The sequence below is a fragment of the Rahnella sp. PD12R genome (assembly GCF_019200965.1).
Classification (GTDB): domain Bacteria; phylum Pseudomonadota; class Gammaproteobacteria; order Enterobacterales; family Enterobacteriaceae; genus Rahnella; species Rahnella laticis.
The window spans coordinates 149,967-176,684 of record NZ_JAHTMS010000001.1; the positions used below are offsets into that span (position 1 = coordinate 149,967).

26 protein-coding genes and 1 riboswitch are annotated in these 26,718 nt (G+C 52.7%); of the genes, 15 read left to right on the forward strand and 11 right to left on the reverse strand.

Annotated elements, in window-relative coordinates; genetic code table 11:
- Positions 1–41: 41 nt before the first annotated feature.
- Genes KWG64_RS00695 through KWG64_RS00705 form a run of 3 tightly spaced genes read right to left on the reverse strand, consistent with a single transcriptional unit; the run spans position 42 to position 2,767 of the window.
- Entirely contained in the window at positions 42–947 is a 906-nt protein-coding gene (locus KWG64_RS00695) for a MurR/RpiR family transcriptional regulator (protein ID WP_218520648.1), read from the reverse strand.
- A gap of 57 nt (positions 948–1,004) precedes the next feature.
- Entirely contained in the window at positions 1,005–1,925 is a 921-nt protein-coding gene (locus KWG64_RS00700; protein ID WP_218520649.1) for a PstS family phosphate ABC transporter substrate-binding protein, read from the reverse strand.
- Complete coding sequence (locus KWG64_RS00705; protein ID WP_218520650.1) at positions 1,922–2,767, reverse strand: substrate-binding domain-containing protein; 846 nt, start codon at positions 2,765–2,767, stop codon at positions 1,922–1,924. Before KWG64_RS00705 ends, KWG64_RS00700 begins: the two co-directional genes overlap by 4 nt.
- A gap of 519 nt (positions 2,768–3,286) precedes the next feature.
- Here KWG64_RS00705 and KWG64_RS00710 point away from each other — a divergent pair.
- From KWG64_RS00710 to KWG64_RS00725, 4 genes are all read left to right on the forward strand, one after another.
- Positions 3,287–5,473, forward strand: coding sequence for a TonB-dependent siderophore receptor (locus KWG64_RS00710; protein ID WP_218520651.1), 2,187 nt, complete (start codon positions 3,287–3,289; stop codon positions 5,471–5,473).
- 314 nt (positions 5,474–5,787) lie between these two features.
- Positions 5,788–6,771, forward strand: a complete 984-nt coding sequence (locus KWG64_RS00715; protein WP_255562060.1) for a diguanylate cyclase — start codon at positions 5,788–5,790, stop codon at positions 6,769–6,771.
- Between the two features lie 50 nt (positions 6,772–6,821).
- Positions 6,822–7,187, forward strand: a complete 366-nt coding sequence (locus KWG64_RS00720; RefSeq protein ID WP_195814232.1) for a hypothetical protein — start codon at positions 6,822–6,824, stop codon at positions 7,185–7,187.
- Between the two features lie 50 nt (positions 7,188–7,237).
- Positions 7,238–7,756, forward strand: a complete 519-nt coding sequence (locus tag KWG64_RS00725) for a cupin domain-containing protein (protein WP_218520653.1) — start codon at positions 7,238–7,240, stop codon at positions 7,754–7,756.
- A 43-nt stretch (positions 7,757–7,799) separates the two neighbouring features.
- On the opposite strand, the gene KWG64_RS00730 is transcribed toward KWG64_RS00725, so the two are convergent.
- Positions 7,800–8,045 carry a hypothetical protein gene (locus KWG64_RS00730; RefSeq protein WP_104922965.1) on the reverse strand — a complete coding sequence of 82 codons (246 nt, stop codon included), beginning with the start codon at positions 8,043–8,045 and terminating at the stop codon, positions 7,800–7,802.
- A 300-nt stretch (positions 8,046–8,345) separates the two neighbouring features.
- Between KWG64_RS00730 and KWG64_RS00735 the strand changes: the two genes are divergently transcribed.
- From KWG64_RS00735 to cspE, 4 genes are all read left to right on the forward strand, one after another.
- Positions 8,346–10,463, forward strand: a complete 2,118-nt coding sequence (locus tag KWG64_RS00735; RefSeq protein WP_218520654.1) for a prolyl oligopeptidase family protein — start codon at positions 8,346–8,348, stop codon at positions 10,461–10,463.
- 189 nt (positions 10,464–10,652) lie between these two features.
- Entirely contained in the window at positions 10,653–11,786 is a 1,134-nt protein-coding gene (locus KWG64_RS00740; protein ID WP_218520655.1) for an ABC transporter substrate-binding protein, read from the forward strand.
- Between the two features lie 183 nt (positions 11,787–11,969).
- The gene (locus KWG64_RS00745) at positions 11,970–12,707 is read left to right on the forward strand and encodes a DUF2076 domain-containing protein (RefSeq protein ID WP_218520656.1); all 738 of its coding nucleotides are present in this window, start codon (positions 11,970–11,972) and stop codon (positions 12,705–12,707) included.
- Positions 12,708–12,884: 177 nt separating this feature from the next.
- A complete protein-coding gene (gene cspE / locus KWG64_RS00750) occupies positions 12,885–13,094 on the forward strand; it encodes a transcription antiterminator/RNA stability regulator CspE (protein ID WP_009636912.1) in 210 nt (69 codons plus the stop codon).
- 76 nt (positions 13,095–13,170) lie between these two features.
- Here cspE and KWG64_RS00755 read toward each other — a convergent pair whose 3' ends face one another.
- The 3 genes from KWG64_RS00755 to crcB all read right to left on the reverse strand — a co-directional run bounded on the left by KWG64_RS00755 (position 13,171) and on the right by crcB (position 15,871).
- Entirely contained in the window at positions 13,171–14,358 is a 1,188-nt protein-coding gene (locus KWG64_RS00755) for a multidrug effflux MFS transporter (protein ID WP_218520657.1), read from the reverse strand.
- 9 nt (positions 14,359–14,367) lie between these two features.
- Entirely contained in the window at positions 14,368–15,024 is a 657-nt protein-coding gene (locus KWG64_RS00760; RefSeq protein ID WP_195814226.1) for a TetR family transcriptional regulator, read from the reverse strand.
- A gap of 463 nt (positions 15,025–15,487) precedes the next feature.
- A complete protein-coding gene (gene crcB / locus KWG64_RS00765; RefSeq protein WP_104922959.1) occupies positions 15,488–15,871 on the reverse strand; it encodes a fluoride efflux transporter CrcB in 384 nt (127 codons plus the stop codon).
- A 65-nt stretch (positions 15,872–15,936) separates the two neighbouring features.
- Positions 15,937–15,999, reverse strand: a riboswitch (Fluoride riboswitch).
- A 73-nt stretch (positions 16,000–16,072) separates the two neighbouring features.
- On the opposite strand from crcB, the gene KWG64_RS00770 reads away from it, so the two are divergent.
- Positions 16,073–16,504, forward strand: coding sequence for a GNAT family N-acetyltransferase (locus KWG64_RS00770; protein ID WP_218520658.1), 432 nt, complete (start codon positions 16,073–16,075; stop codon positions 16,502–16,504).
- A gap of 3 nt (positions 16,505–16,507) precedes the next feature.
- Here the strand turns inward: KWG64_RS00770 and KWG64_RS00775 are convergent, their stop codons facing one another.
- Entirely contained in the window at positions 16,508–17,854 is a 1,347-nt protein-coding gene (locus KWG64_RS00775; RefSeq protein ID WP_218520659.1) for an aminotransferase class I/II-fold pyridoxal phosphate-dependent enzyme, read from the reverse strand.
- 210 nt (positions 17,855–18,064) lie between these two features.
- On the opposite strand from KWG64_RS00775, the gene KWG64_RS00780 reads away from it, so the two are divergent.
- The 5 genes from KWG64_RS00780 (at position 18,065) to KWG64_RS00800 (ending at position 22,700) form a co-directional block, all read left to right on the forward strand.
- Positions 18,065–19,027 (forward strand): nitrate ABC transporter substrate-binding protein, encoded by a 963-nt coding sequence (locus KWG64_RS00780; RefSeq protein ID WP_255562061.1) that lies wholly within the window; start codon positions 18,065–18,067, stop codon positions 19,025–19,027.
- Between the two features lie 13 nt (positions 19,028–19,040).
- The gene (locus KWG64_RS00785) at positions 19,041–19,835 is read left to right on the forward strand and encodes a deaminated glutathione amidase (protein WP_195823563.1); all 795 of its coding nucleotides are present in this window, start codon (positions 19,041–19,043) and stop codon (positions 19,833–19,835) included.
- Positions 19,836–20,017: 182 nt separating this feature from the next.
- Entirely contained in the window at positions 20,018–20,926 is a 909-nt protein-coding gene (locus tag KWG64_RS00790; protein ID WP_218520661.1) for an ABC transporter substrate-binding protein, read from the forward strand.
- On the forward strand, positions 20,923–21,906 hold the full coding sequence (locus tag KWG64_RS00795) for an amino acid ABC transporter permease (protein ID WP_195814220.1): 984 nt from the start codon (positions 20,923–20,925) through the stop codon (positions 21,904–21,906). Before KWG64_RS00790 ends, KWG64_RS00795 begins: the two co-directional genes overlap by 4 nt.
- On the forward strand, positions 21,903–22,700 hold the full coding sequence (locus tag KWG64_RS00800; protein ID WP_152326429.1) for an amino acid ABC transporter ATP-binding protein: 798 nt from the start codon (positions 21,903–21,905) through the stop codon (positions 22,698–22,700). Before KWG64_RS00795 ends, KWG64_RS00800 begins: the two co-directional genes overlap by 4 nt.
- Positions 22,701–22,749: 49 nt before the next feature.
- On the opposite strand, the gene KWG64_RS00805 is transcribed toward KWG64_RS00800, so the two are convergent.
- Complete coding sequence (locus KWG64_RS00805) at positions 22,750–23,814, reverse strand: diguanylate cyclase (RefSeq protein WP_218520662.1); 1,065 nt, start codon at positions 23,812–23,814, stop codon at positions 22,750–22,752.
- 258 nt (positions 23,815–24,072) lie between these two features.
- On the opposite strand from KWG64_RS00805, the gene tatE reads away from it, so the two are divergent.
- Complete coding sequence (gene tatE / locus KWG64_RS00810) at positions 24,073–24,276, forward strand: twin-arginine translocase subunit TatE (RefSeq protein WP_095921144.1); 204 nt, start codon at positions 24,073–24,075, stop codon at positions 24,274–24,276.
- A 102-nt stretch (positions 24,277–24,378) separates the two neighbouring features.
- On the opposite strand, the gene lipA is transcribed toward tatE, so the two are convergent.
- Together lipA and KWG64_RS00820 are read right to left on the reverse strand one after the other, a co-directional pair.
- The gene (gene lipA, locus KWG64_RS00815) at positions 24,379–25,344 is read right to left on the reverse strand and encodes a lipoyl synthase (RefSeq protein WP_152326431.1); all 966 of its coding nucleotides are present in this window, start codon (positions 25,342–25,344) and stop codon (positions 24,379–24,381) included.
- 309 nt (positions 25,345–25,653) lie between these two features.
- Entirely contained in the window at positions 25,654–26,595 is a 942-nt protein-coding gene (locus KWG64_RS00820) for a YbeF family transcriptional regulator (protein WP_218520663.1), read from the reverse strand.
- Positions 26,596–26,718: the final 123 nt, after the last annotated feature.

Sequence of the window (26,718 nt, forward strand, 5' to 3'; positions counted from 1 at the left end):
CGATCCTGTCCGGTTGTGCCGGACGGGATTTCTGCGTTTTTTCATCCGCGCGGATTTTTGCGGGGCTTGGTCATGGAATTACTCAGCTCATAAAGCCGGTTCATGGTCTGAAGCGGGACTTTTGGTGAAGAGGCGGCCAGCGCCAGCACCAGAATTTCGAGGCAAATGACAGGTGTGCCGTGGACGGGGATTTTTTCCGCATCAGCGCTGCGAGGAATAAACACCACGCAGTCCGCTTCTTTGATAAAAACGGATTCGGCCGAGCCGGTCAGTAAAATAGTTGAAATCCCCAGGCGTTTGGCTTCCGCCAGCGTTGTGACACCTTCCCGATGGGCGCTGCGTTGCGCCATCATAATCAGCACATCGCCCGGACGCATGCCGATCAGTTGCTCACTCAGCGACGCGCCGGTGCGGTTAAGCACATACGCGGGCGTCCCGTTACGGTTGAACAAACGGGCGGTATATTCCGCCAGCAGCGAGGAAGCCCCGATGCCAAAAATGGCTATCCGGTCGGCGGCCTGCAACAACGCGTTGGCACGCGAAAGCGCCAGCCGGTTCTTCTCCTCCGACAGCATCTGGCAGGTATAAAGGTAGCCGTCCAGCACGAAATCAATGCTGGAATTGGTATCCGGCGTCAGGGAACTCACCGTTGTTGCCATCTTTGCCGACGACGTCAGCGACTCCCCGAGATAACTGGCCAGCACATTTTTCAGATCGCGCAGGCCGGAAAATCCCAGCGCCTGAATGGCACGCACGACCGTAGCATCCGAGCTTTGGGTATCTGCCGCGATTTCCATGGCGGTTTTATCCAGCACTGCGCCCCGGTGAGTATGAATATACTGTGCGACGGCAAACAGGCGCGGTGATAACTGGTTTTTGCGCAGGCGGAAACGTTCGCCGTAGAGATCCGGGCCGGAGCGGTTGGGTTTAGTCTTCGGGTTTTTCACAGTTACGCCTGTTCATTCACATTGCTGCCATTTTTTACAGTGTACTTCGGGAGCGCCTTACAGGCTTGCCAGTCTTTGCCGTTGATGAGCCAGCATTGACGGTTCAAGCGGTACGTATCCTTCCGGGCTGTGAGTTTGTGCGGCCACAATAGCTTGTCCGGCATCAGACAGCGTCATTTCCAGCCAGGCTTTAACCAACGGATCCAGCGTGGCTCCCGGCGGCAGGTCAAAGCAGAACGAAACATAGCTTGAAAGCGGATAATTCCCCTGCGCCACATTGACTAAATCCGGCGAATAAAATGCGGTATTTGCTTCTGAGGCCAGCGGCAAAATACGCACGTCGTCAGAGAACAGTGCCGCGTTGCACCAGCCCAGGCAGCCCGCCCCGAACGGGTCTTGCGCCACCGCTTCAATCACGGCGCGGCGATCGGCGAGACCTTCATAATGCGCAGGATAATGACGACCGGCCAGATGTGCGTGCCGGAAAGCGGTGGCGTATTTCCCGTTATCCCGCAGGCCATAAAGATGAATGCGCCGGTTGTGCCATTTGCCTTCCAGCCCCAGTTGTTGCCAGTCAGTGATATCTCCGCTGCTATGCCCTGAAGAGAAAACCGAGGCCAGCTGCGCCATGGTCAGCCCCGGCAAAGGATTATCGCGGTGAACATAAATCGCAGGCGGGCTTTTGGCTTCCGGACGCGGCCCGTGGCCGGTATATCCGACATGGATTTCCGTTGGCCGGTAGCCTTTTACGCGCTCAAAAGCTGCCAGTTCATGAGGCCATGGCGCGCGTGACATCGGTGCCAGCCAGCTGGCGTCAGCCGCCAGTGCCATAATCGCCGTGGACGAGCCTTCCAGCGTGCAGTCGAAAGAAATTGCCGGATTCGCTTCGCAAAAAAGTGCGCACCACGGAAGAACCAGAGAAGCCATGCCGTCATTTCCGACAACCGGCAGCGGGAGATTAAGTGTGTTTGAATTCATGAATGCACCGCGATTATTGCACGCTGCTGAGCGAGTTCAGCAGGTTCCAGAGGCAGACAGGTTGTATCTGCGATAATTGCCTGACCTTCATCGGAAAGCAGGAAACCGGCCAGTTTATGTGCGTCGGGGCCTTCACCGGCGGGCAGATAAAGATGCAGAAAACGGGTAAGCGGGTCGCGCGCCTGACCGCTCAGAGGCACTTTACGTAAAAGCGGATGTTCTCCGGCGGTGTCAGCAATGCCAATGCCGTCTGGCGTATTCTCAAGCCGCGCCAGAAGCGTGGCCGAATCCGCCACATATTCAGTCCGCGCAGTCAGTTCACGTCCGGCAAATAAATGCTTTTGTAAGAACACCTGAAGGGCGCTGTCTTCCGGCAGGCTCAGCGGCAGAATACTGGCATCGTGAGAAGACGTAATGAGTTGTCCCCAGTTCGAAAAATCACCCTGTGCATTTCCGCGCGTGAAAATCTGTGAAAGCTGGGTCACCGAAATTTCAGTCAGTGGATTACTGTGATGCACGTACACGGCTGGCGTTGCCGGACTGACCGCAAGCTTCACAGAAGACGGTGCTGAGCCGCGCTGCTTTTTATACGGCACGGATTCCGTGGGCGTAATTTCTCTTTCAATCAGCGCCATCGTGGCACGACGGTTAATCAGAAAGGCAAACGCGGCATCGTCATGGCAAAAAGTGGCGGCGACTGCAATATCAGGGTGAACAAGACGGAATGCCGCAATGATTTTTTCAACCAGCGGCGCGAGTTCTGGCTTGGCGGTAATTCTGATAACGCTTTTCTTTTCAGTGGGGTACTGCGCTGGAGCGGGCAGGGGGCTGTCCGGGTTCAATCTGTTATTCCTTCTGGCTGAGTCTTTAAAACTTGCGCGGATCGTGTGGAACTCTTCCCGATACTGTATGAGAAGAATTATCATTATCTTTTAAGAATCATGATGAAGTACGTAACTGTAGTAGTCAACGCTACGAAGGTGTGCCGGAAAATCAGGGCTTCCCCGGGCGGGTTTTGCAGAACAGATTATGAAAATAATATATTCAATTTCAGAGGGATATAAAAAATAAAATCCCGGTTTTTACCCCGCAGGACTTCTCTTTTTTTCACTTCACCGCCTGACGTTTACTACTACAGTCCCGCGTGATGGAATGATAATCATTCTAATTTAGTGAGCACTTTGATTCCTGTAAGATTGAGCAGGAACTGGCCAGCGGCGCCTGTGTTTCGCGCAATAACCGGGTCAGTAATCAGGTTTTTTTTCCTGAGAAAGTCGGCGCGGATGTGCTGACAGAATAATAAAAGCCGGCCTGAAATTAATTTTGATTTAAATACTTTTACGTATGTTTTTGGGGATTGTATGAACTTCAACAAAATGAAAAAAAATGCGCTGGCGCTGTTAATTGCCAGCGTTCCTGTTTTATTGCCTGTCAAAGAAAGTCTGGCTGAAACGCTTTCCGGCGAAAATAGCGTTAATCACCCTGATCAAAGTAGTGATAATAAAAATCAGCAAAAAGATGACACCATTGAAGTTAACGGAACTTCTTACAGCGAACCTTCAGGATATATTCCCGGCTATGCTGACGTAGGGGCTTATCAGGGACGCGATATGATGGATGTTCCCGCGTCAGTCAGCGTCGTTTCCAAAGACATTATTCAGGCGCAGCAGGGCACCGGCTTATTTGACGCTTTGCGAAATGTGGCGGGTATTGTTCGCCAGCAACAAAGCGGAATTGCTTACGACCAGCTTTCCGTTCGCGGTATTAATCTGGATAACCGCTCAAGTTATATGTTTAACGGCGTTCTGCCTTTTGATAATAACCTGCCGATCCCGATGGAAGATAAAGAGCGTATGGAAGTGCTGAAAGGCGCATCGGCACTTTATTATGGTTTTGTCGCGCCCGGCGGCGTGGTGAATATGGTGACCAAACGGGCGGGGCAGCAGCCTGTCAGAGCGGTAACGTTTTCGACCGATGATAATGGATCGTCCCTCGCGCACGTCGATCTGGCTGACCGCTTTGGTGAAGAGAAGAATTTTGGCGTCCGCATCAATGCCGTCACCAATAATATCCATACGCCGATAGACGGCGATAATGGTAACCGCCGGATGTTCAGCGCCGCGCTGGACTGGCAGGCGACGGACCGGCTTTTACTCAAATATGACTATGAGTCAATCCGGGCACGCATTACTGAACAGGCGGCAATCGCCACACCGACCGCCGTTAACGGCGTCATGACCATTCCTTCGATACCTGATTCGAAAAAGTTGTTATCGATGAAAGGAAAAGACACACATTCCTCGGCAGAAACGCACTTACTTCAGGCTGAATATGCCCTGACCGATAACTGGACGGGTAAAGTCAGCGCCGGGCAATCGCGTACAAGGCGTGACCGCTGGTTGTGGGTATTTGATAATTACAATGCGCAGACCGGCGAGGGAACTGTTTATGGTGCCGATCAGCCCGGCCAAGATTATCTGAACCAGAACGTCCGGGCGGAAATTAAAGGCACATTTGATACCGGTTCCGTTGAGCATGAACTGCTGTTTGGTGGCAGCCAGAACCGCCTTTACCAGCCGAGTTTTGAGACCTACATGTATTCTGCCGCGCAGAATATGTATGACCCGGTGACCATTACATCGCTGACGCGCGCGGCTAAAAACAGCAAAAAAACGCTGACTGACCGCAGCTTTAAAGAACAAACTATCCGCGACGGCGGCCTGTTCCTGCAAGATTGGATCACGCTCAACGATCAGTGGCAGGTGACCGGCGCTGTACGTTACGGGCGCTATACCAGCCAGCAGCTTGATGCGGCTTCCGAAGATGTTCACGCGGTTACGCCAGCCGTCAGCGTGCTTTATAAAGTCACGCCGGATATCAGCCTGTATGCCAGTTATGTGGAAGGTCTGGAATCGGCGGGAACGGCACCATCAACCGCCGCTAACGCCGGGGAATCCCTGAAAGCGGCGGTCAGCAAACAGAAAGAAGTGGGGATCCGCACACGGGTTTACGGCGGACTTTATGCGTCGGCGGCTTATTTCGAGTTGAAACAACCGTCTGCCAGTACCGGCGATGATCTGATTTATTCCCTTAACGGCGAAGCACGATTCCGCGGCGGGGAATTCTCGCTTCAGGGCGACGTCACGGAAAATACGTCGGTGATGGGTTCTGTCATGTTGCTGAGTGCGGAAGTCACCTCAACCACCAATGAAAAGCTGCTGGGGAAAACGCCGGAAAATACGCCGAAAAAAGTGGCGAACATTTTCATCAACCACAAGCTGGATTTCATCGACGGCCTGGCGGTTAATGGTGGCGCGTATTATGTCGGTTCACGGCCGGTGAATGCCCAGAATCAGGCGTTTGTGGCGGGCTATACGACGTACAACGTGGGCGCGAGTTACACCACAAAACTGGCCGGAACCAAGGCCACATTCCAGGCAACCGTGAATAATGTGACCGATAAACGTTACTGGAGCGCAGCAGGCAGCGGCCAGCTGGCGGTCGGGATGCCAAGAACGTTACTTCTTTCCTCGACGTTCGAATTTTAACTTCTCAGGCAATTCAGGACGGGCGGCAAATAAGCTGCCCGTTTTCTCCCTCACGATAAATTCTGCACGTCTGATTTAGCTTTTCGACTTTTTATCCTAAATTACCGCCTTATTCGCTGAACCGTTTTATTTAAGCCTAAAAAACCCCGATGTTCGGCCCATTAAAACCGGTGCTTTCAGTAGCTCTGTGATATCTAACTCGACTACTATAAATAAAAATCAATCATAGAGTCTTTTCTGGTATGGCATATTTTTCTACAGATGAAAGTCTCGTTCGTGAGCGTTCAGATCGTTTCTTACGACGAATGTACTTAATGCGCATACTTGGCACTTTTCTCTGTTTTTTCCCTGTCGCCTCGGTGCTTTTAGAACGCGAAGTTTCCTGGATCCCGCTGGGTTTTCTGGTGCTGAACGCGTTTGTCTGGCCGCACGTGGCGATGCTGATTTCCCGCCGCTCCAAACATCCCAATCAGGCTGAGTTCAGAAACCTGGCGTTCGACGCCATTGCCGGTGGCGCGTGGGTCGCGCTGATGGGCGTGTGTCCGCTGCCTTCTGCGATCATTACGTCTATTCTGGTTGCCGACCGGTTTTCTGCCGGTGGCTGGCAATTACTGCGCCGCGCCGCGCTGTTTTACTGTGCCGGATTTATCCTGTGCTGGCCGCTTTCCGGGATGAGCCTTTATACCGAAGTGAGCGACCGGACGTTATGGCTGACGCTGCCGCTTTCCACGATTTACATTATCGCGTTCAGCGCTGCCAATTATTCCATTTCCCGCAAACTGCGCGATAAGCAGCACGAACTGGAGAAATCGGCGCTGATGGATCCTTTTCTTGGCCTGCCAAACCGGCGTTTGCTCGATCGCCGCCTGATGCTGGAATTTGAACGTTCAAAGCAGGATCTGGCCTGTCTGATGGTGCTGGGCGTCGATGATTTGAAAATGGTGAATGATCTGTTCGGACGCGAAGCGGGCGATTATGTTTTACGATCGGTATCGACTATTTTGCGTAAGGAAACGGCTGAGCACGATTTTCCGGCCATACTGGGCGGAGACGAGTTTGTGGTGATACTGCCGGGCATTTCCGAAGAAGAAGCGTATGCGGTCGGATACCGGCTGCTGCTGAAAACATCGGAAATTCGCCTGTCGCAGGATTCCGGTTTTCAGTGCTCGCTGAGCATTGGCGTGGCGACATCCAGAAATCATGAGAATTACAACCAGTGGCTGGCCGCCGCAGAACGGGCATTGGTGAGCGTGAAAAAGAATGGAAAAAACAGCATTGGCAGCGCGGGCAGGGCTTAGGCCGTTGTTCATCTACACTGAATAGAATGGAAGATGTCTCGGGATAAATAATGAAAAATATCAAAATAATGATGGTAGCAGCGGTGGCAGCAGCAACTTTATTGGCAGGATGTTCATCGATTGATGAACCCGTTGGCGCGGAAGTCTACCGGCCTGCAAACTTTGATGCTTCATTTGCGCAGGGGCAGGCGAGCTATGCGTCTTCCGTATTCTCCATTCTGGAACGTCAGCGTCGTGCGGATACCTATAAAAAGATCTTCGATTTTTGTACAGGCAAATTCCAGACGCTGGGTGAAAGCAATGACGGTGACCGTGTACACATAAGATTTGCGTGCCTGCCGAAACCGGCGACGCAAAGCACGTATTCAAACCAAAGCACTTACTCAATTCAACAAAAATCCCCGTCGCTGTACTGAGGCTGACTGCGTAAAACACATGCAGCGACCGGCGGGAAACGGAGTCAACGATGAGCAAGGAAAGACCCGACTTTATCGCCAACTGGCGTGAGCTCGAAGGGCCGGACGACAGCAGTTATCCGGGCGATGATGAACTGATGTCGATTGGTGCACCGCTCGGCAAAGCGCTGGGGCTGACGCGTATCGGCATTCATCATGAACGTCTGCTGCCGGGGCGACGTACCTGTTACGCGCATGCTGAAAGTTCTGAAGATGAGTTTGTTTATGTGCTGGAAGGGCAGCCTGATGCGTGGATAAATGGCCACCTGCACCGGCTCAAACCCGGCGACGCCGTGGCGTTTCCGCACGGCACCGGCATCTGCCATACCTTCATCAATAACAGTGAAGATGAAGTGCGTCTGCTGGTCGTTGGCGAAGCAAATAAGCCGGAAAACCGCATTTATTATCCGCTGAATCAGGAATATGAAGCGACGCGTAAAGACCGCTGGCTGGATGTGCCGGAACAGAAGTTTGGTGACCACGACGGGATTTCAGATTCCCTAAGGGAAGCAAACAAAAAGCCGGTGTAAAAACCGGCTTATTTGGAATTCATTCATGAAATTGAAGGGACGCTCACTGGATCCCCAGTGACTGCCAGCGTTGCTGACAATACGGCATCATGCGATGAATTTTCAGGCTCTGCGCCTGATGGCGGTTCAGGGAATAACCCTCCGGCGTAATCTCTAAAGTGTCGCCGGTTTGCAGTGTAAAGTCGTTATCAACAGACAGGATCAACTTCAGGTTTTTGAATGCCTGAATGCAGATATATTTCAGTCCGGTCTGTGGGATACTCAGGATATCTATGATTTTCCATTCCATATTCTCGCTCCTTTCCTGTTGCTGCCTGATTTCTGTGTCCCTTTTTCTACCTCAGATCCACGTCATTTTTTGTCATCACAAGGTAATGATTTCTTTATAGGCGTTCAGATAATTTGAATGCTTGAACTGACTCACAAAAAGAAGGCGAGAGAGCCCTCCGGGATCGCATATTCGGATTTTTCGGAAAGATTGCGAATCATCCCTGTTTGAAAAACGCTTGAAATGGCGTGAGCAAAACAGTTATCTAAACCCCAAGTCTGATTTTTGATTTATTTCTCAGGACGGGAAGGACGCGACGATATGACCACAGATTCACGTGAAACAGATTTACGCAAAACAGTGCCAGAAAACGGGCAGGACGAATTTATCTGGCTGGAAGGTTTGCGCAATGAAAAAGCGCTGGCCTGGGCACATGAGCAAAATTCGGTCACACTTTCTGCTTTTACGCACGGAAAGGATTTTGACACGATCCGCGAAAAAGTCCTTCAGGGGCTGAATTCCCCGGAGCAAATTCCGGGTGTCTGGAAATGCGATAACGACTGGTACAACTTCTGGCAGGATGCGAAAAATCCAAAAGGATTGCTGCGCAAAACCACGCTCGATGAATTCCGCAAAGCCGAGCCGCGCTGGGAAACTGTGCTCGACGTCGATGCGCTGGGGAAAGCCGAAAATATTGAATGGGTTTTCTCTGGTTTCTGGAACCTGAAACCGGGCTTTGAGCGCGCTTTCGTGGTGCTTTCACCGGACGGCGGCGATGCCTGCGAAGTCCGCGAATTTGATTTGAAAGCCAAGGAATTTGTCACCGGCGGTTTTTATCTGCCGGTAGCCAAAAGCCGCATCAGCTGGATTGATTTCGACCATATGTTTGTCGCCACCGATTTTGGCGAAGGCTCGATGACCGATTCCGGCTATCCGCGTATCGTGAAAATCTGGCAACGCGGAACGCCGCTCGGCGAAGCGGTGACAGTTTACAGCGCCGGGCAAAAAGACATGATGGCTGCGGGTTATCAGGAATCCGGCGGGGACATCAAACGCAATTACGTGGTGCGGGTTATCGACTTCTATCATCGCGAAGTTTTTCTGGTGGATGACACCCGCGCGCTGGTCAAAATCGACATTCCGGACGATGCCAAATTCACCACCTGGCAGGAATGGATCCTTATCGAACCGTCCAGCGAATGGCAGGTGAATGGCCAGCGCTGGCCGTCCGGTTCGCTGCTCACGATGAATTTCGACGCCTTTATGGCCGGAGAACGCACGCTGAAACCGCTGTTTGTTCCGGATACCGGTTCAGCGCTCAGCGGCGTGACGCAAACCCGCGATCAGCTCAACGGTTATTCACATACCCGCGATCACATCATTCTCAGTCTTACCCGTGATGTGGTGAATCGTCTTGAAGTGCTGACGCCAGAGAACGGCGAATGGCAGCGTGCACCCTTCGGGCATGTGCCGGCGCTGAGTAAAATCAGCGCCTGGGGAGTGGATGATAAAACCAACGAATACTTCATGAGCGTCAGCGGTTTCCTGCAACCTGCGAGCCTTTCGCTGGGCAATCTGGACAACGGCGCTGACGCCGAAGCCGAATTGCTGAAACAGGATCCGTCGCATTTTGACGCCTCCCGCTATCAGGTCAGCCAGCATTTTGCGCAATCTGACGACGGGACGCGCGTACCTTATTTCGTCGTCAGCCGCAAAGATGTGGTTTATGACGGCAAAAATCCGACGCTGTTATACGGTTATGGCGGTTTTGAAGTGTCGCTGGAGCCTTATTATCTGGGCGTCAGCGGCGTGTCGTGGCTGGATCGCGGCGGCGTTTTCGTGGTCGCGAATATCCGTGGCGGTGGCGAGTACGGGCCTGAGTGGCATAAAGCCGCGCTGAAAGAAAAGCGCCTGCGTGCGTATGAAGATTTTGCTTCAGTGGCGAAGGCGCTGATTGCCAGCAAAATCACGTCACCGGCGCATCTGGCGGCGCAGGGCGGCAGTAACGGAGGCCTGCTGGTGGGCAATATGCTGACACGATATCCGGAACTGTTCGGTGCGATAGTCTGCGAAGTGCCTCTGCTGGATATGCAGCGCTACACACAGATTTCCGCGGGGGCATCGTGGATTGCCGAATACGGCGACCCGCAAAAGCCGGAAGAGTGGGCGTTTATCCGCGAATTTTCGCCGTATCACAATATCGACCCGCAGAAAAAATATCCGCCGGTATTATTCTCGACCGCGACCAGCGATGACCGCGTCGGGCCGGATCATGCACGTAAAATGGCCGCGAAGATGCAGGCACTGGGTATTCCTGATGTGTATTTCTACGAGAACACCGAAGGCGGGCACAGCGCGGCGGCGGACAAAACGCAGTCGGCGTTTAAACGTGCTCTGGTGAGCGAGTTCCTGCTGCATTTCATCGGGCGTAAACCGTAACTCCCGTGCACGGCGTGACATGACTGAGCGGGGAAAATTTCCCGCTCAGTCATATTTCGACATGTTTTATCAGGCTTTTTCCCTTCCAAAAGCGTTGCCTCGCCCTTCATTCCTTGTTTATTATTTCCGCTTCATTTGATAACAATTATCAAAATCATTTCTTATTCATTCTCATTTTCGGGGATTTGCATGTTAAAGAATACCGCTCGCGTGCTGTCTGTCGCAGGTCTGATGGCCGCCTCATTTTCCACTTTTGCTACCACCTATCCGCTGACTGTTACCGATCTTAGCGGGCAGAAAGTGACGCTCGACAAAGCCCCGCAGCGCATCATCTTGCAGGATGGCCGCGATATTCTGGCACTTGCCGTGCTGGATAAAGCCGATCCGTTTAAGCGCGTCGTGGCGTGGAACAATCTGCTGAAAACCACCGACAGCGGCACCTGGGACATGCTGAAAAGCAAATGGCCTGAGTCATCCAAAATTCTGGATATGGGATTCACGGACAAAGGGCAGGTTGATCTGGAAACCGTGATTTCCAAAAAACCTGATCTGATGATTGCGCAGGTACGTGCGAAGAATTCTCTGGCACAGGCGGGTGTGCTGGATAAACTTGCCGCGCTGCACATCCCGGTTGTGTTTGTTGACTACGAAGCAGATCCGGCGAAAGACACGGCACCGAGCATCGAGCTGCTGGGTAAAATCGTGAATCAGGAAGACAATGCCCGCGCGTACACCGCGTTCTATAACGAGCACTTCCGGAGCATTCAGAAAGCCGTTGCGGCCATTAAAAACAAACCAAACGTGTTCATCGAGCCGATTGCCGGTCGCGATGATTCCTGCTGCTTTACCCACGGCGACGCGGGCTGGGGCAAACTGATTCAGGCGGTAGACGCCAATAATATCGGCACCAAATTGCTGCCGGGCGCATCAGGCACGGTTTCTCTGGAGCAGGTGATCAGCATGAAGCCGGATGTTTACATCATGACCGGTTCCGCGCGCCCGAGTAAAAACGGTTCCGTGACCCACATTCTGCCGTTCGGTTATGGCGCGAATGAAGCCAGCATCGATAAAGAGGCGAAAGTTCTGCTTTCCCGCACCGGCGTGGCGCAGATCCCGGCGGTCAGCAGCCAGCACGTTTACGGCGTTTACCACCAGTTCTACAACCACCCGTACAATATCGTCGGGATGGAATATCTGGCGAAATTCATTTATCCGGAACAGTTTAAAAATCTGGATCCGGCAAAAACCTACCACGACCTGGTGCGTAACTATACCAATCTGCCGGATCAGGATTTCATTCTGGGTTGGTCACCGAAGAAATAAGTCTTTGAGTCTCCCCGCCTGTGGCCTCGCAGGCGGGTTTTCAACCCCGTCATGGCGTTTCTGCACAAACTTTACCTCCGTCACATTTGTTGACACTCCGTTAATTCATACAAAAATATAACTGTATTACTGTATCTGCATAACGCCGACTGGCGTAGTACGACACATCAATAAGGTGAATTTATGCAATCTGAAGAACAGCGTTTAATTGACGGGCTTTTTAGTCGCTTACAACAGGCTGAGTCCAATACGGCACCGCGCGATGCGGAAGCTGAACGTGTGATTCAGGCCCATATCCGCCAGCAACCGTCTGCCCCTTATTACATGGCGCAGGCGATGATTATTCAGGAAGCGGCGCTGACTAAGCTGAATGCTCAGGTGAAGGAACTGCAACAGCAAAACGAACAGCTGCAACAGCAGGCGCAAAATGCGAAACCGCAAAGTACCGGTTTCCTCGCCGGGCTGTTTGGCGGCGGTTCGGCACAACCTGAACCTGCGCGTCAGTCCTCGCAAGGCAGCCAGCCGATCCCGGGCACGCAGGCCTGGGGCGCACAGCCTCAGCAGCAACAATACGCGCCACAACAGCAGGCTCCGGCTCAGGCCGCGCCACAGGCACCCGGCTTTCTGGGCAGCGCGCTGCGGACTGCCGCCGGTGTTGCGGGCGGGGTTGTGCTGGCAGATATGCTGACCGGAATGTTCCATCACAGTCAGCCGCAGGAAATCGTCAATATCATTGAAGAGCCACCGGTGCAGGATCTGAATCCTGCCGACAGCAGCTTCCTCGACAACTCGCAGGGCTTCGACAGCAATGTGCCGTCCTGGGAAGATGCCTCACTGCATAACGATAATTCTGATTTAGGGTTTGGTTCTGACGACTTTAATTCCGACGATTACAGCAACGACGACGATTCGTTTTTCTAACCGCTTGATGTCAGACGGCTATTAAAGGCCGTTCTGACAGCAGAAAACGGCGGCAGAAAGTGAAGAGTGAGAGCTTTATCGCTTATTGCCATCAGAATTCTGGACAAAAGTTAAATCTGTTGCTGTACTGTATTTGACACACGTTTTGTGTCCAACATTCACGTAAAGGTAAGTTTGATGTCTAAGATTAAAGGTAGCGTTAAGTGGTTCAATGAATCTAAAGGTTTTGGTTTCATTACCCCTGAAGATGGCAGCAAAGATGTTTTCGTTCATTTCTCTGCTATTTCCAGCAACGGCTTCAAAACCCTTGCTGAAGGCCAACGCGTAGAGTTCGAAATCACCAATGGTGCCAAAGGCCCGTCGGCTGCTAACGTTATCGCTATCTGACTTTAGCCGATTTCTTAAAAAACCCGCCGAAGCGGGTTTTTTTTTGCCTGTACATTGGTGCGTATAACGGCAAACCTTACGCGGTTTTGCGCACCAGCGTTACGAACATCAAAATGGCGATCGCGTAACAACCTAAAATCGTCAGGCCCATCGACAGAGCAGGCATGCTGCCAAAACCGGTGACCGGTACGGCAATCGCACCCAGCGCAAACATACACACGCCCAGCAGTGCCGACGCGCTCCCCGCATTTTTCCCCTGACTTTGCATCGCCAGCGACCCGGCGTTCGGCCCGATAATCCCGATCACCATCACCGAGAAGAACAGCGGAACCAGCAGCGTCACCAGCGGCGCATTCAGGCTGGCAGCAATCACCAGCGCAACAGATGCTACGGCCGCAATCACTAAACCGGCTTTAACCAGCGCCATTTCACCGAAACGACGGCTGAGGCGCGTGGAAACCTGCGCAGAAATCACCAGTCCGATGCCGTTAATGGCAAAACACATGCTGAACATCTGCGGGCTGAGATGGTAAATCTGTTGCAGTACGAAAGGAGAAGCGCCGATGTAGGCAAACATTCCCGCCATGATAAAACCTTGCGTCAGGCACAGCCCCATAAACGGACGATGTTTCAGCAGGCTGAATACGGAACCGAGCATGCTGAAAATACCACCTTGCGCACGGCGTTCCGGCTGCAAGGTTTCATGCAGTTTCAGGGATGAGAAGCTGAACAGCAGGATGGCAATAAAGGCCAGCACGGCGAAAATCCCCCGCCAGTTCATCCAGCTGAGCATGGCGCCACCCAGTACCGGCGCGATAATCGGCGCCAGTCCGTTTACCAGCATCAGCAGCGCGAAGAACCGTGTGAGTTCATGGCCGTTGTACAAATCTCTGGCGACGGCGCGTGAAAGCACAGCGCCGCCTGCGCCCGCAATGCCCTGTAACAGGCGGGCGACAATCAGCTGATTGATGTCCTGCGCGACGGCGCACCAGACCGATGCCGCGAGCAGTAACGCGAGCGACCACAGCAAAGGACGCATGCGGCCATAACGATCGCTGAGCGGGCCAAACAAGAGCTGGCCGAAACCGAGGCCGAGTAAACCGGCGGTCAGGCTCAGTTGTGCGCTGGCGGTGGAAGTGTTGAGATCGCCGGCCATTTCAGGCAATGCAGGCAGATATAAATCTGTACATAACGGGCCGAGGGCGGCAAGCGAGCCGAGAACCAGGGCGTAACCGAGGCGTTTTTCTTGCAGATGAGCGCTCATGGTAAAAGTTTATTCCAGTTTGCTGGTGGTTAAATCCGTTTCAAAGAGATCCTGGAAGTAGCGATTGTATAAAGCTTCCAGATGCTCTGCGTCGGCGTGAACGGTAGTCATACGTCGGAATGCGGTGCCCTCACAGATCACCGCCAGAGATTCGACTTTCGCCGTCATTTCAGCCTCTGAAAATTGCGGGAAAGTGGCACTGAGAAGGGATTTTGCTTCGCTGAACAGTTGTTTTTCTGAATCGCGCCAGATTTTTTCTACGATAGGATTGCGGGTCGCTTCTGCGGCAACCTCAAGCATCAGCGCGTGGTCAATCTCTGCCTGTTCTTTTTGTTCGATACACTGATCTTCTTTATAAGGCGCGCTTAAATTGCCAATCCGGCGGTGTGCCAGGTTGTGAGCAACCTGCTGCAAGTTATGCGCGTTGCCGGTCATCAGGCGGATTTTCTTCATCACGATGCGACGAACAATTTCTTCGATGATGGCGTCTTTATTGGCGAAATACCGGTAAATCTGCCCCACACTGAGCTGCGACGTTTTGGCGATTTCGGCCATGCCTGCACCATGAAAACCGTGTTTGCGAAAACACAGCCGGGCGGCAGCAATGATCTGGTCGCGTCGCGCACTGATACGCGCGTCTTTACTGCAAAGTTGTGGGTGAAGCATGGATACCTGGCACCTCTGTTGAAAATGAGTGTGAACGATCATTCTCAATTATAGGCAATAAGGAGGAACAGGTAAATATTTGTATTATGAATGGAATGAAAAGTGACGTTTCGTTTCAGCGCGGTTTGCAGGGATTCAGAAAGGCAAAAGGCGCATCCATCAGGAATGCGCCGTCGGCGGAAAGGGGAGTATTACTGGCGCGCAGGGCGCATCTGTCTAACCAAAATATGCCTGTAAAAAAGCCACTACAGTAAGAATACACAGGGCAACAACCAGAAATTCAGAAGACGTTTTTGGAACGGAAAACATGGCATACCTCAATTTAGAAACCTGAGCGGTTTTGCCATTATCTGCAGATAACATGAAGGAAACATTAAGAAACGCAGAGAAGAGGTGAAGCTGCGTCACAAATTTGTTACGGCGATGCCCGTTGTCATAAAAAAGGCATCGCCGGAAGGTAGGATCAGTGCGCCGTGTACCAGCTGACCAGCATGAAACCGAGCAACGTCAGGGCAATTGAACCGAAAAGATTAAGCGCGATATTGAGCAGGGCATCGCCAAAACGGCCCATTTGCAACAGCGTGACGACTTCAAGGGAAAACGTGGAAAAGGTGGTCAGCCCGCCGCAAAAACCGGTGGTAATGAGCGCCTTAACCACCGGATCGACGCTGTTCATCCGGCCAAAAATCGCGATAGCCAGGCCAATAATAAATGCGCCGATGAGATTGACGGCCAGCGTACCGAGAGGCACCACGGGCGTGATCACATTCATTTTAAGCCCGAGATACCAGCGAGCGACACTGCCAACCGCACCACCAATCAACACAGCAAGAAAGGTACTGAACATAAAAAAACCTTAAAAATAAGTGAAATTCAGAAAGGCCCGGGCACGACGCTACGAACCTCTCGCGAGATTGCGTAGACATCATCAGCCGGTAAAGGCGGTTTGGGAGGAATGTCATCTCCATATTGCAGGCGGTAAGTTTACAGTGTGTGATAGCGATTGTGTAGCCGCGAATGAGAAACAGATTTTAACAAGGAAATAGCCATGTTAATCAGAGAAGGTGATGTGAACGACGCGCAGGTTCTGGCGGGATTACTCGGTGATCTGGATTATCCTAATACGCCGGAAGCGATCGCTGAGCGGATCGTCGCAATGGCCGCCAATCCGGACAGCCGATTGCGGGTAGCCGAGAGCGAAGGGCGCGCCGTCGGTTTTATTTCGCTGCATTTTATCCCGCAAATCGCTCTCGCCGGTGAATTCTGCCGGATCAGTTATTTGTGCGTGAGCAGTGAATCGCGCGGCGGGGGGATCGGGCAACAATTGCTCGATGAGGCTGAAAGGCTGGCCGCCGACCGTGGCTGTGACCGGATGGAAGTTCACAGCCATACGCGCCGTGTCCGCGCGCACGTGTTTTACGCCCGCGCGGAATATGAAGAATCGCCTAAGTATCTGATGAAAAAGCTGACTCCCCGCTGACCATCATGCGCCCAGCGCCAGAACGATGGCGTCGGCAATCAGGTCGACTTTCTCAGGTTTAATCTGGCTGGTGCTGATACGGATAAACTGCCCCGGCCCGATGCGGCTGCGCTCGCCGGGCAGAACAGCAATGCCGCGCGCCGCCAGCGTGACCAGCGCAAACTGTTCCGACGGAACGGGGATCCACATCGCCAGCCCGTCGCGTTCCGGGATATTGACTCCGCGAATGCGCAGGGCGTCAGACATTGCTTTGCGGCGCTGAGCATAAACCGCTTTCGCGTGGGCAATGCTTTCCTGCGTTTTAGAATCTTTGATCAGCCATGCCAGGGCTTCCTGCAAAATACGGCTCGACCATCCCGCCCCGAAATTCCGGAATGATTTGATTTGTTTGATTAAATCTTTCGAACCGGAAATCACCGCCAGCCGTAAATCCGGCCCGTAGGCTTTGGAATACGAACGGACATGTACCGTGCGATCCGGCAATACGCTGCCCATGCTGACGGGCGCGTAACGGGATAATTGCCCGATGCCGTCATCCTCAATAATCAGCGTATTCGTGTGGCGGAGGATTTCGGCAAGCTCCGCGTAACGCTCCGCATTCATGGCGTGGCCGCAGTGTGAATGGGTACGCGGCTGATAAATAAACGCGGACGGATTTTTGGACAACGACAGACTTAGTGATTCCGGCGTCGGGCCGAACTCATCGCATTTTACCGGGATCACCTGCGCGCCGAGATTATCCAGCATATCGAGCAAACGCGTGGCGGTGGGGTCTTCAATCGCCACGACCGAGCCTTGCATGAGCAGGGTTTGCAGCGTGAGATTCATGCCGTCAAATCCGCCGTCGGCAGACATAAACGCCGGTGCGTCGTAAGGCCAGTCGTGACGCGCGGCCTCCAGCAGAGAAGGCGCGATGGCTTCGCGCTGATAGCTGTTCAGATTATCTGCGCCCACGCCGTGCTGCATGGCTTCTCGCAAATCAGGCAAAAGCGCCGGGTCGGGCGATGACAGCGCCAGATCCGCAATAATATGCTCGCCAAAGTTACCGATTTTTTCAAACCTTGCCGGTCGGGGTGACAGCATGTCGCCGCACACCCAGACGCCGTTGCGGCCTCGCCCGGCAATCACTTTTTGGCGACGGAGCTGACCCCAGGCGGCCGATACCGTGGCCGGGCTGACGCCCAGAGCCTGCGCCAGTTCACGGACGGCGGGCAGATGCGTGCCGATCTCGATGACGCCGGAACGGATCATCGCCGCTGTTTCAATTGCAATGCCCCGCATCGAACGATCCTGTAATTGTGTCGCTAACCATTCTGCATCCAGCGTTTTTTCGAGGGGTTTATCTGCCATGTTTTTGCCTTTTGTTCAGTAACAAAGATTCTATTGTACATATTAATTTATGCAATTAGTATCAAACTTAGCCAGCGGAGGCGATAAAATAATCACATTGCGCTGAACATGATCTCCTTCGTAAAAGAATTTGGTGCGTTTCCGATAAGGTTTGTAAACGCACAGTTGTCTTTCTGCATATCAACCATGCTGACACTTAAGGGGATAGATGTGACGATTACCATCAGGCTGGCTGTTCGTGACTGGGATTATTTTACGCCGCTGGCATTGGGCGACCTTAAACCTGAAGGGTTTAATCTCGAGATAGATCGCGTGGGAACGCTGGTGGATAACCTGGCGACCAGTGATAAATATGACGCGGGTGAAGTCTCTTTCAGCCGTTATGCGCAGGGGCGGGCTCGCGGTGAATCTGATCTGCTGGCGATCCCACACTTTCTGATGCGCGGCTTCCGCCAGCGCTGCATCATCACCCGTGAAGACAGCCCGCTGACCGAACTTTCTCAGCTGGCGGGCAAGCGCATCGGCCTGACCGGCTGGCAGGATTCCGGCAACACCTGGACCCGCACGCTGCTGGCGCTGGAAGGCGTCGGTATCGAAGACGCAAACTGGTACGTTGGACGTCTGACGCAATCGCATCCGGTTGTCGATCGTCTGGCCGGATTTGGTCGCGAAGGGCGCATTGAAGCGGTGCCGGAAGAGCGCCCGATGATGGAACTGTTGCAGGAAGGCTGGCTGGACGCCGTATTCACGCCATTCATGCCTGACGGTTTCTTCAAGTCTGATTCCGGTTTCCGTCAGTTCCAGCCTGATTTCCGTGCGGCAGAGCTGGCCTATTTCAACCGCGTGGGTTACATCCCCGGCATTCACCTGCTGGCGATTAAACCTGACCTGGCCGAAGAACATCCGTGGCTGCCTCAGGCGCTGAGTGAAATCATCGACCGTTCTTATCAGGTCTGGATGGATAAACGCGCAAAATATGCCGATACCACACCGTGGCTGCTGGACGACTTACGTCGCACGGTGGTTGATTTACCTGCGGACTGGAACGCAAACGGTTTCGCTGCCAATGAAAAAATGATCGATGATTTTGCACATGAATTATATGCCCAGAAGCTGACGGCGCAGCGCCTCACACCGGCTGATTTGTTCCCTCAGTTCGCCACACAAAAGTGACGGGAGAGTAAAAATGAAAGTTGCATTAGGTCAGTTTGCCGTTTCCCGCGAATGGGAAGCCAACGTTGAAACCTGCCTTTCGCTGATGGCGAAATCTCTGGAAGCAGGCGTGGATTTACTGGTGCTGCCGGAAGGTATTCTGGCGCGCGACATTACCGATCCGGATCTGGTTCTGAAAGCCGCACAACCGCTGGATGGTCCTTTTGTCAGTCAGCTGGTGGCCGCCAGCCGTGGCAATCAGATGACGACCATGATGAGCGTTCATACGCCAGCACCCGATGGTCGCGCGTGGAACGTACTGATTTCTATCAGAAATGGTGAAATCATTTCAGAATACCGTAAGCTGCATCTTTACGATGCGTTCTCCTCGCAGGAATCCAAAAACGTCACGCCGGGCAGCGATGTACCGCCGCTGGTGGAGGTTGCTGGTTTTAATGTCGGCCTGATGACCTGTTATGACGTGCGTTTCCCGGAGCTGGCGCGTCGTCTGGTACTGGATGGCGCGGACGTGCTGGTCTTGCCGGCTGCGTGGGTCAAAGGTCCGCTGAAAGAAATGCATTGGGAAGTGCTGGTCACGGCCCGTGCGCTGGAAAACACCACGTATATGGTCGCCGTCGGCGAATGTGGCGAACGTAATATCGGTAACAGTATGGTGGTCGATCCGCTGGGCGTGGCGATTGCGCGCGCGGCTGAAGCCCCTGCACTGGTTTTTGCTGAGCTGGACAAAGACCGTCTGGCGCATGCCCGTAAAGTATTGCCTGTGCTGGCGAACCGCCGCTTCGGTTTGCCGCAACTCCGCAATGACTGAACCTGACCGCAGCCGGTCCTCAACGGCTGCACCGTCCGGTGAATAAAGCAGTACCGAGCGCCTCACCATGGAACTCGTTTTTCATAAGACTTAAACAAGATCTGAGCCAGGGAAGGTTTTCATTATAAATACACAACATTCATAAACTCACAGACCGACTTTTTACACAGAGGAATAAGAGAATGATGGCAAAAAAATTACGTCAGGCTGCTGCACTGACCGCTGCATTACTTTCCGTAACGTCCATGAATGCCTTTGCTGCTGAAACGGTGGCGATCCCGGCTCAGACGATGGATCCGGCAATTCACGCCAAATTACCTGCGGATATTCAAAAATCCGGTGTGATGACCTCTGTGAACAACGGCTCGTTTCCTCCGTACGAAATCGTGACCGGGGCGAATGGCCTGGACGGTGCGAGTGCGGATCTGGCGCATGCACTGGCAGAAGTGCTGGGTGTGAAAATTGAGCACGCTTCCGTAAGCGGTTTATCCGGCATTCTCAGCGGAATGGCGGCAGGGCGTTATCAGATGGGCATCGGCCCGATTGGTGATTACCCGGATCGTCAGGCGAAAAATGATTTTATTGATTTTGTGAAAGAGTACGTCGTGTTCGGCGTGCGCAAAGGCAACCCGGAAAATATTAATTCTCTGGATGATACCTGCGGTAAACGCATCGCCGTCATGGCGGGTGGTTCTGCCGAACAGGTGATCCGCAAGCAGTCTGAAGTGTGCGTGAAAGACGGTAAACCGGCGGTTACCGTACAATCTTTCTCTGACCAGCCTACCTCGATTCTGGCTGTGCGTTCTAACCGTTCGGACGCGTTCTTCTCTTCTCAGGCACCGCTGACCTATTTTGTTGAGAAAGCGAATGGCCAGCTGGAACTCACCGGCACCGGAAAATCCAATGGTTTTGGCGATATTTTCCAGGGAACGGTGGTCGCGAAGGATTCTCCTGTGCGGGACGCTATTCTGGCGGGATATCAGAAACTGTTCGATAACGGGACCTACGCCATCATCATGAAAAAATGGGGTCTGGAAGGCAACATGATCCAGGCGCCGGGGATCAATCTGGCAAAGGCACAACCTAAATGACTGATAAAACGTATAGTTCAAAGCCGGCAGTCAAGGACGACTATACGCAGGATCCACGACGTAACGTTGAGTTTTCCCACGCGCCACGCAACATTGGCCGCTGGATTGCGTGGATTGTCGTGCTGCTGATTGCCGCCGATGTGATTTGGGCCGTTTCGCATAACCCGAATTTCGAATGGCATGTGGTCGCGCAGTGGTTCACGGAAGCGACGATCATCAAAGGCCTGGGCGTTACGCTCGGCCTTACCGTGGTGTCCATGTTGATCGGGGTGTTCATCGGCCTGATGCTGGCGATCGCCCGTTTGTCTGACAGCCTGTTGCTGCGCAAACTGGCCGGTTTATACATCTGGTTTTTCCGTGGCACACCGCTGCTGGTGCAGCTTTTATTCTGGTACAACATGTCGACGCTGTTCCCCCGCGTGGTGATCGGCATCCCGTTTGGGCCGGAATACATGAGCTGGAATACCAATGATCTGATCACCCCGCTGACGGCGGCGATTGCCGGTCTGGCGCTGAATGAAGCGGCGTATATGGCGGAAATCATTCGTGCCGGTTTGCTGTCGGTTGATAACGGACAGGCCGAAACGGCGCAGGCCTTCGGGATGAGCCGTGGCCGTGCGCTGCGCCGGATTATCATTCCACAGGCGATGCGTTCGATCATTCCGCCAACGGGTAACCAGCTGATCAGTATGATCAAAGCGACATCGCTGGTCAGCGTGATCGCGATGGGCGATTTACTGTACTCGGTGCAAACCATTTACAACCGCACCTTTGAAGTGGTGCCGATGCTGATGGTGGCGGTGGTCTGGTATCTGCTGATCACCTCAGTGCTGAACCTCGGCCAGTCGGCGATTGAACGTTATTATTCCCGTGGGACACGCCGCACGGTGGCGAGCGCCAAGCGTCGTCAGGAAAATGCGGAAGAAAAAGCGGTTCCTGTTATGAATCCACCGGGCCTGGCCCGCAAGGAGGACTTATGAGTCAACTTTCTGCCGACGCTCAGTCATCCGAAACGGCATCTCTGGTTGTTGCCCGTAATGTACATAAAAGCTATGGCGATAACGAAGTGCTGAAAGGCATTGATCTGGATGTCAAACCCAGCGAGGTGGTGGTGATTTTGGGGCCTTCTGGATCCGGGAAATCCACGTTCCTGCGTTGTATTAACCATCTGGAAGATATCGACCGTGGCTCAATCATGGTGGGTGGCGAGCAAATTGGTTACGAGCTGCGTGGCGACAGGTTGCATAAATTGTCCGAACGGGCGATTGCGCGCCAGCGCCGTGATATTGGGATGGTGTTCCAGCAATTTAACCTGTATCCGCACATGACCGTTTTGCAAAATATCATTGAAGCGCCGGTCGGTGTGCATAAGGAAAGCCGCCATGAGGCCGAAAAATATGCCCGTGAGTTGTTGCAGAAAGTCGGGCTGAGCGACAAAGCCGATGCTTATCCGCGTCATCTTTCCGGGGGGCAGCAGCAACGAGTAGCGATTGCCCGCGCGCTGGCGGTGAAACCGAAACTGATGTTGTTTGATGAGCCGACGTCGGCGCTCGACCCTGAACTGGTGGGGGAAGTGCTGGCGACGATGCGTGATCTGGCGCAGCAGGGGCTGACGATGATTGTGGTCACGCATGAGATTGGGTTTGCGAAAGAAGCGGCTGACCGGGTGGTCTTTATGGATCGCGGTTATGTTGTCGAGCAGGGCGCGGCGGATGAAGTGCTGGTCAATCCGCAGCATCCGCGTACGCAGGCGTTTCTCAGCCGCTTTATCTGACGCTTACCGCAGGAAAACCAGACGGGCTGAAACCGGGAACCGGGCAAGTTTAACTTGCCGTTTCCACCCGGTTCCGCCCGTTTTTTTTGGCTTCATACAATGCGTGGTCAGCGGCATTCAGCCAGTGTGTCGCGGTTTCCTGAACGTCATCACATTCAGCAATGCCTGCGCTGATGTGGATCCTCAGGTCAGGATGTTGCGGAAACAGGCTGTTATCGAGCCGGATTTGCAAACGTTCTATCGCGCGCCGGGCCTGTAGCTCCGTGCTGTGCGGCAAAATAGCGGCGAACTCATCACCACCAAACCGGCCGATAATATCGGCGGCGCGCATCGTGTGCTGTAGTTCCTGCGCCAGCAGAATAATGGCCTGATCGCCGACGCTGTGCCCGTAATTGTCGTTAATGGCCTTGAAGTGATCGATGTCGATCAGCACCAGCGTGGTTTTATGCCGGTAACGGCGGAAGCTTTCCAGCTCGGTGTTAAGCAGCGATTCCCAGTGGCGACGGTTGTACAGCCCGGTCAACCCGTCGCGCACGCTAATTTGCATGATGGCCTGTTTATGTTCGGCCAGTTTTCGCGATGTGCGGTAGGTGACGTTGCCGAGAAAAATCGGGTAAATCATGATCATTGGCAGGCAGAGATAAAGCTGGAACGGTGTGGTTTCGGGCATGAAGGGGATATCGGCGACAAGCAGCAGCGCAATGGCAACTGTGATTTGCGCGATAACGCACCGGAAGAATAACCGCTGGCCGCCTGCGGAGATATTATTCATGCCCATCATGGCAAAAATGGTGGCGGAGGGCAGGGCGTTGAAGCCCATCATCGCAATCCAGATGCCGCCAAAAATCGCGTCGGCCTTCAGGTTGTTGATTTCACTGTTAAACGGGGTTGCCGAACGTTTTGCTTTCCAGTAGGCAATGTGCGGCCAGATGAATCCGTTTAAAAACAGCAACAGCCAGAGCCAGACGGGCGTTGTGTGCTCAATCATCACCGAGCCGACACAAAAACTGCCCGTTCCCAGTCCTACGATGCGGGGCAAATAAGTCCTTTTGGCAAAACGTATTCCGGAATGATGAGTATCGTTAACCAGAGTCGTATGAAGCTTTTTCGGCATCGGTTCTCATTACAGGGTCAGTTAACCCGGGCTAATAAATCTGGTCGAAATCAAATTTGAAGGTGTTTTACAGATTTTAAAAACTGAAAGATTTTATGAGCGTGCTATTCAAGCTCATAATAGCTTACTGTGGTCATAATGCGCACAGTTCTGGATCCGTTCTGTTACATTTTAGGGTTGTATTAACGTCGCGAATGGCCGTTAATAACGGCAAATTGTCACTGCTGTATTCCAGCACTCAGTGTAAAGAAGGTATGTATGGAAGGTCTAAGTATTACTAAATTGTTGGTGGTCGGCGTGCTGATCGTTCTGTTGTTCGGTACCAGCAAACTGCGTTCTCTGGGCGGTGACCTCGGTGCTGCACTGCGTGGCTTCAAGAAAGCCATGAATGATGATCCGGCACCTGCTGAAAAAACCACTGCCGAAGAAAAACCAGCCGAACGTGTAGAACACAAAGACTGAGTTTTTACGAAGTTTTTTCCGGTTACACATTTCGGGCATTAAAAAAGGTTGTTCTTGCGAACAACCTTTTTTGCGTTTTGGGCATCAAGAAGTAACGAGATATTACTTCACTTCTAACCCTTTGGCCTGCAGATCGGCGTGATAAGACGAACGCACGAACGGGCCACAGGCGGCGTGCGTGAAGCCCATTTCCATCGCCGCTTCTTTCATCTGGTCAAACTCTTCCGGGCTGACGTAACGCTGCACCGGCAGGTGGTGACGGCTGGGTTGCAGATATTGGCCCAGCGTCAGCATGGTGACGCCGTGGCGGCGCAGGTCACGCATCACTTCGATGATTTCTTCGTTTGTCTCACCCAGACCGACCATCAGGCCTGATTTGGTTGGGATTTCCGGATGCGCTTCTTTGAAACGTTGCAGCAGCGTCAGTGACCATTCGTAGTTAGCGCCCGGACGAACCTGACGGTAAACACGCGGCACGTTTTCCAGGTTGTGGTTAAACACATCCGGCGGACTGGCGTTGAGAATATCCAGTGCGCGATCCATACGGCCACGGAAATCGGGTACCAGTGTCTCGATTTTGATGGTCGGGTTTTTAGCGCGGATCGCCGTGATACAGTCGGCAAAGTGCTGCGCGCCGCCGTCACGTAAATCATCACGGTCAACCGAGGTGATGACGACGTAACGCAATCCCATATCCGCGATGGTTTGTGCCAGTTTTTCCGGTTCATTGGTATCCGGCGCGGTCGGACGACCGTGTGCCACGTCGCAGAACGGGCAGCGGCGTGTACAGATTGCGCCGAGGATCATGAAGGTCGCGGTGCCGTGGTTGAAGCACTCTGAAAGGTTCGGGCATGCGGCTTCTTCACAAACGGAGTGAAGGCCATTCTTGCGCAGTGCGGATTTAATGCCCTGAATTTTCGTTGAGTCCGCAGGCAACTTGATTTTCATCCATGCCGGCTTACGTAACATTTCCTGCCGGTCACTGACCACGGTTTTCACCGGGATTAACGCCATCTTATCTGCATCGCGGTATTTGACGCCGCGTTCCATCTGAATCGGTTTACTCATAATCTTGCAGCTTCCAGGTTCGTCTCTCGTAACTCGAGTTTTTTCAGGACATTCAATGAACTGGCTGATTCATCAAAAAAAGTAGAAATAATACGGAAATTATATCATTGAAGCATCACCGGATTCAGCCCTTACACATGGCCTGAAGTGCTAAATGCTGCATTTATTTAACCTGAAGAAGACTTTAGTCTTTAAAAATCATTCTTATTTAACACTTAATCTTATGATAAATATGATTTTTTAAGTGCGTCTCTTGTTATCTTCTTTCGGTGTTAATGGTGTGTAAATATTTTCGCCTATACCGAAAATTCAGCCGGAAGACGTCAGCGGTTCATCTTGTGAGAAAGCCAGTTTGATCGCATCAATAATCATGCTCAGCGTTTTGTCGCTTTTTGCCGTTTTGTTGTAATACATGATGATATCAAATGACACCGCTGGAATATCCGATTCGAGGATATCGACCGGAAAACTCTTTTGCAGCAGTTCGACCATTTTTCTCGGCAATATCCCCAGCAAATCCGTGTTGGCAACCATCGAGAGAGTATTGATCGCGTTATAGCTGGTAAACACAATAGGGCGGTCAGGCAGGGAGCCGCTGATTTCAAACTGTATACGTTTGAGATCGCTGGCATTTGTCATCACAGTTGTCTGCGGCATGGCCAGCGCCTGTTCGAGCGTAATGGTTTTATCCAGCGTCGGATGATTCTTTCTGCACACAAATACCGCGGTATCTGACATCAGCCGGATGCCTTTCAGCGACTTGTTAAACAGCGGGCTGGTATCAATCACTAAATCAGCACGATGCTGGATCAGCGTATCTTCCGGGTCGCTGAGGGGCAGATGTTTCAGCGTGTAGTTGCTGTTGATTTTCATCAACTCTTTGAGGATCAGCGGAAACGTTTGTAGTGCAACAAACGGGTAGCAACTGATGGTCAGTACACGGGATTTGTCGTTATCGTGCGTGAAGTCCAGACCGGTGAGAATCGAGCTCAATCCCTGACTGATGTGCTGATGCAAATTAATGGCGTACGCCGTCGGGCTGATACCTTGTCCGTTGCGGATAAAGAGCGGATCGGGAAAGGTATTGCGTAATTTCTGAATGGACTGGCTGACTGACGACGGCGTCAGGTTCAGCGCTTTGGCGGCGTGAACAATACCTTTATGCAGATATACCGCTTCGAAAACGGTGAGCAAATTGAGATCAAGGTTACGAAGTTTATTCAGGCTGGCACTAATATCTTTATCATCCATAAATGTTTCCCGGCAGTGTGAAGGACTGTCCCGGTTATGAGCCGGGAAGTGTGCTTATCCGTAAGCGATAAAATGCTAAAAAGTTCAGCGGGTGATAGTAAACCAGAATGCGAAGTAAAACTG

What these genes read in the sequence shown, in the direction of transcription:
- lipA (WP_152326431.1), bottom strand. Translation starts at nt 25,344, where the DNA reads ATGAGTAAACCGATTCAGATGGAACGCGGCGTCAAATACCGCGATGCA.
- KWG64_RS00700 (WP_218520649.1), bottom strand. Translation starts at nt 1,925, where the DNA reads ATGAATTCAAACACACTTAATCTCCCGCTGCCGGTTGTCGGAAATGAC.
- KWG64_RS00715 (WP_255562060.1), top strand. Translation starts at nt 5,788, where the DNA reads ATGCGCATACTTGGCACTTTTCTCTGTTTTTTCCCTGTCGCCTCGGTG.
- KWG64_RS00740 (WP_218520655.1), top strand. Translation starts at nt 10,653, where the DNA reads ATGTTAAAGAATACCGCTCGCGTGCTGTCTGTCGCAGGTCTGATGGCC.
- KWG64_RS00710 (WP_218520651.1), top strand. Translation starts at nt 3,287, where the DNA reads ATGAACTTCAACAAAATGAAAAAAAATGCGCTGGCGCTGTTAATTGCC.
- KWG64_RS00775 (WP_218520659.1), bottom strand. Translation starts at nt 17,854, where the DNA reads ATGGCAGATAAACCCCTCGAAAAAACGCTGGATGCAGAATGGTTAGCG.
- KWG64_RS00820 (WP_218520663.1), bottom strand. Translation starts at nt 26,595, where the DNA reads ATGGATGATAAAGATATTAGTGCCAGCCTGAATAAACTTCGTAACCTT.
- KWG64_RS00730 (WP_104922965.1), bottom strand. Translation starts at nt 8,045, where the DNA reads ATGGAATGGAAAATCATAGATATCCTGAGTATCCCACAGACCGGACTG.
- tatE (WP_095921144.1), top strand. Translation starts at nt 24,073, where the DNA reads ATGGAAGGTCTAAGTATTACTAAATTGTTGGTGGTCGGCGTGCTGATC.
- KWG64_RS00760 (WP_195814226.1), bottom strand. Translation starts at nt 15,024, where the DNA reads ATGCTTCACCCACAACTTTGCAGTAAAGACGCGCGTATCAGTGCGCGA.
- KWG64_RS00770 (WP_218520658.1), top strand. Translation starts at nt 16,073, where the DNA reads ATGTTAATCAGAGAAGGTGATGTGAACGACGCGCAGGTTCTGGCGGGA.
- KWG64_RS00805 (WP_218520662.1), bottom strand. Translation starts at nt 23,814, where the DNA reads ATGCCGAAAAAGCTTCATACGACTCTGGTTAACGATACTCATCATTCC.
- KWG64_RS00725 (WP_218520653.1), top strand. Translation starts at nt 7,238, where the DNA reads ATGAGCAAGGAAAGACCCGACTTTATCGCCAACTGGCGTGAGCTCGAA.
- KWG64_RS00790 (WP_218520661.1), top strand. Translation starts at nt 20,018, where the DNA reads ATGATGGCAAAAAAATTACGTCAGGCTGCTGCACTGACCGCTGCATTA.
- KWG64_RS00720 (WP_195814232.1), top strand. Translation starts at nt 6,822, where the DNA reads ATGAAAAATATCAAAATAATGATGGTAGCAGCGGTGGCAGCAGCAACT.
- KWG64_RS00755 (WP_218520657.1), bottom strand. Translation starts at nt 14,358, where the DNA reads ATGAGCGCTCATCTGCAAGAAAAACGCCTCGGTTACGCCCTGGTTCTC.
- KWG64_RS00735 (WP_218520654.1), top strand. Translation starts at nt 8,346, where the DNA reads ATGACCACAGATTCACGTGAAACAGATTTACGCAAAACAGTGCCAGAA.
- KWG64_RS00795 (WP_195814220.1), top strand. Translation starts at nt 20,923, where the DNA reads ATGACTGATAAAACGTATAGTTCAAAGCCGGCAGTCAAGGACGACTAT.
- KWG64_RS00785 (WP_195823563.1), top strand. Translation starts at nt 19,041, where the DNA reads ATGAAAGTTGCATTAGGTCAGTTTGCCGTTTCCCGCGAATGGGAAGCC.
- KWG64_RS00745 (WP_218520656.1), top strand. Translation starts at nt 11,970, where the DNA reads ATGCAATCTGAAGAACAGCGTTTAATTGACGGGCTTTTTAGTCGCTTA.
- KWG64_RS00800 (WP_152326429.1), top strand. Translation starts at nt 21,903, where the DNA reads ATGAGTCAACTTTCTGCCGACGCTCAGTCATCCGAAACGGCATCTCTG.
- crcB (WP_104922959.1), bottom strand. Translation starts at nt 15,871, where the DNA reads ATGTTCAGTACCTTTCTTGCTGTGTTGATTGGTGGTGCGGTTGGCAGT.
- cspE (WP_009636912.1), top strand. Translation starts at nt 12,885, where the DNA reads ATGTCTAAGATTAAAGGTAGCGTTAAGTGGTTCAATGAATCTAAAGGT.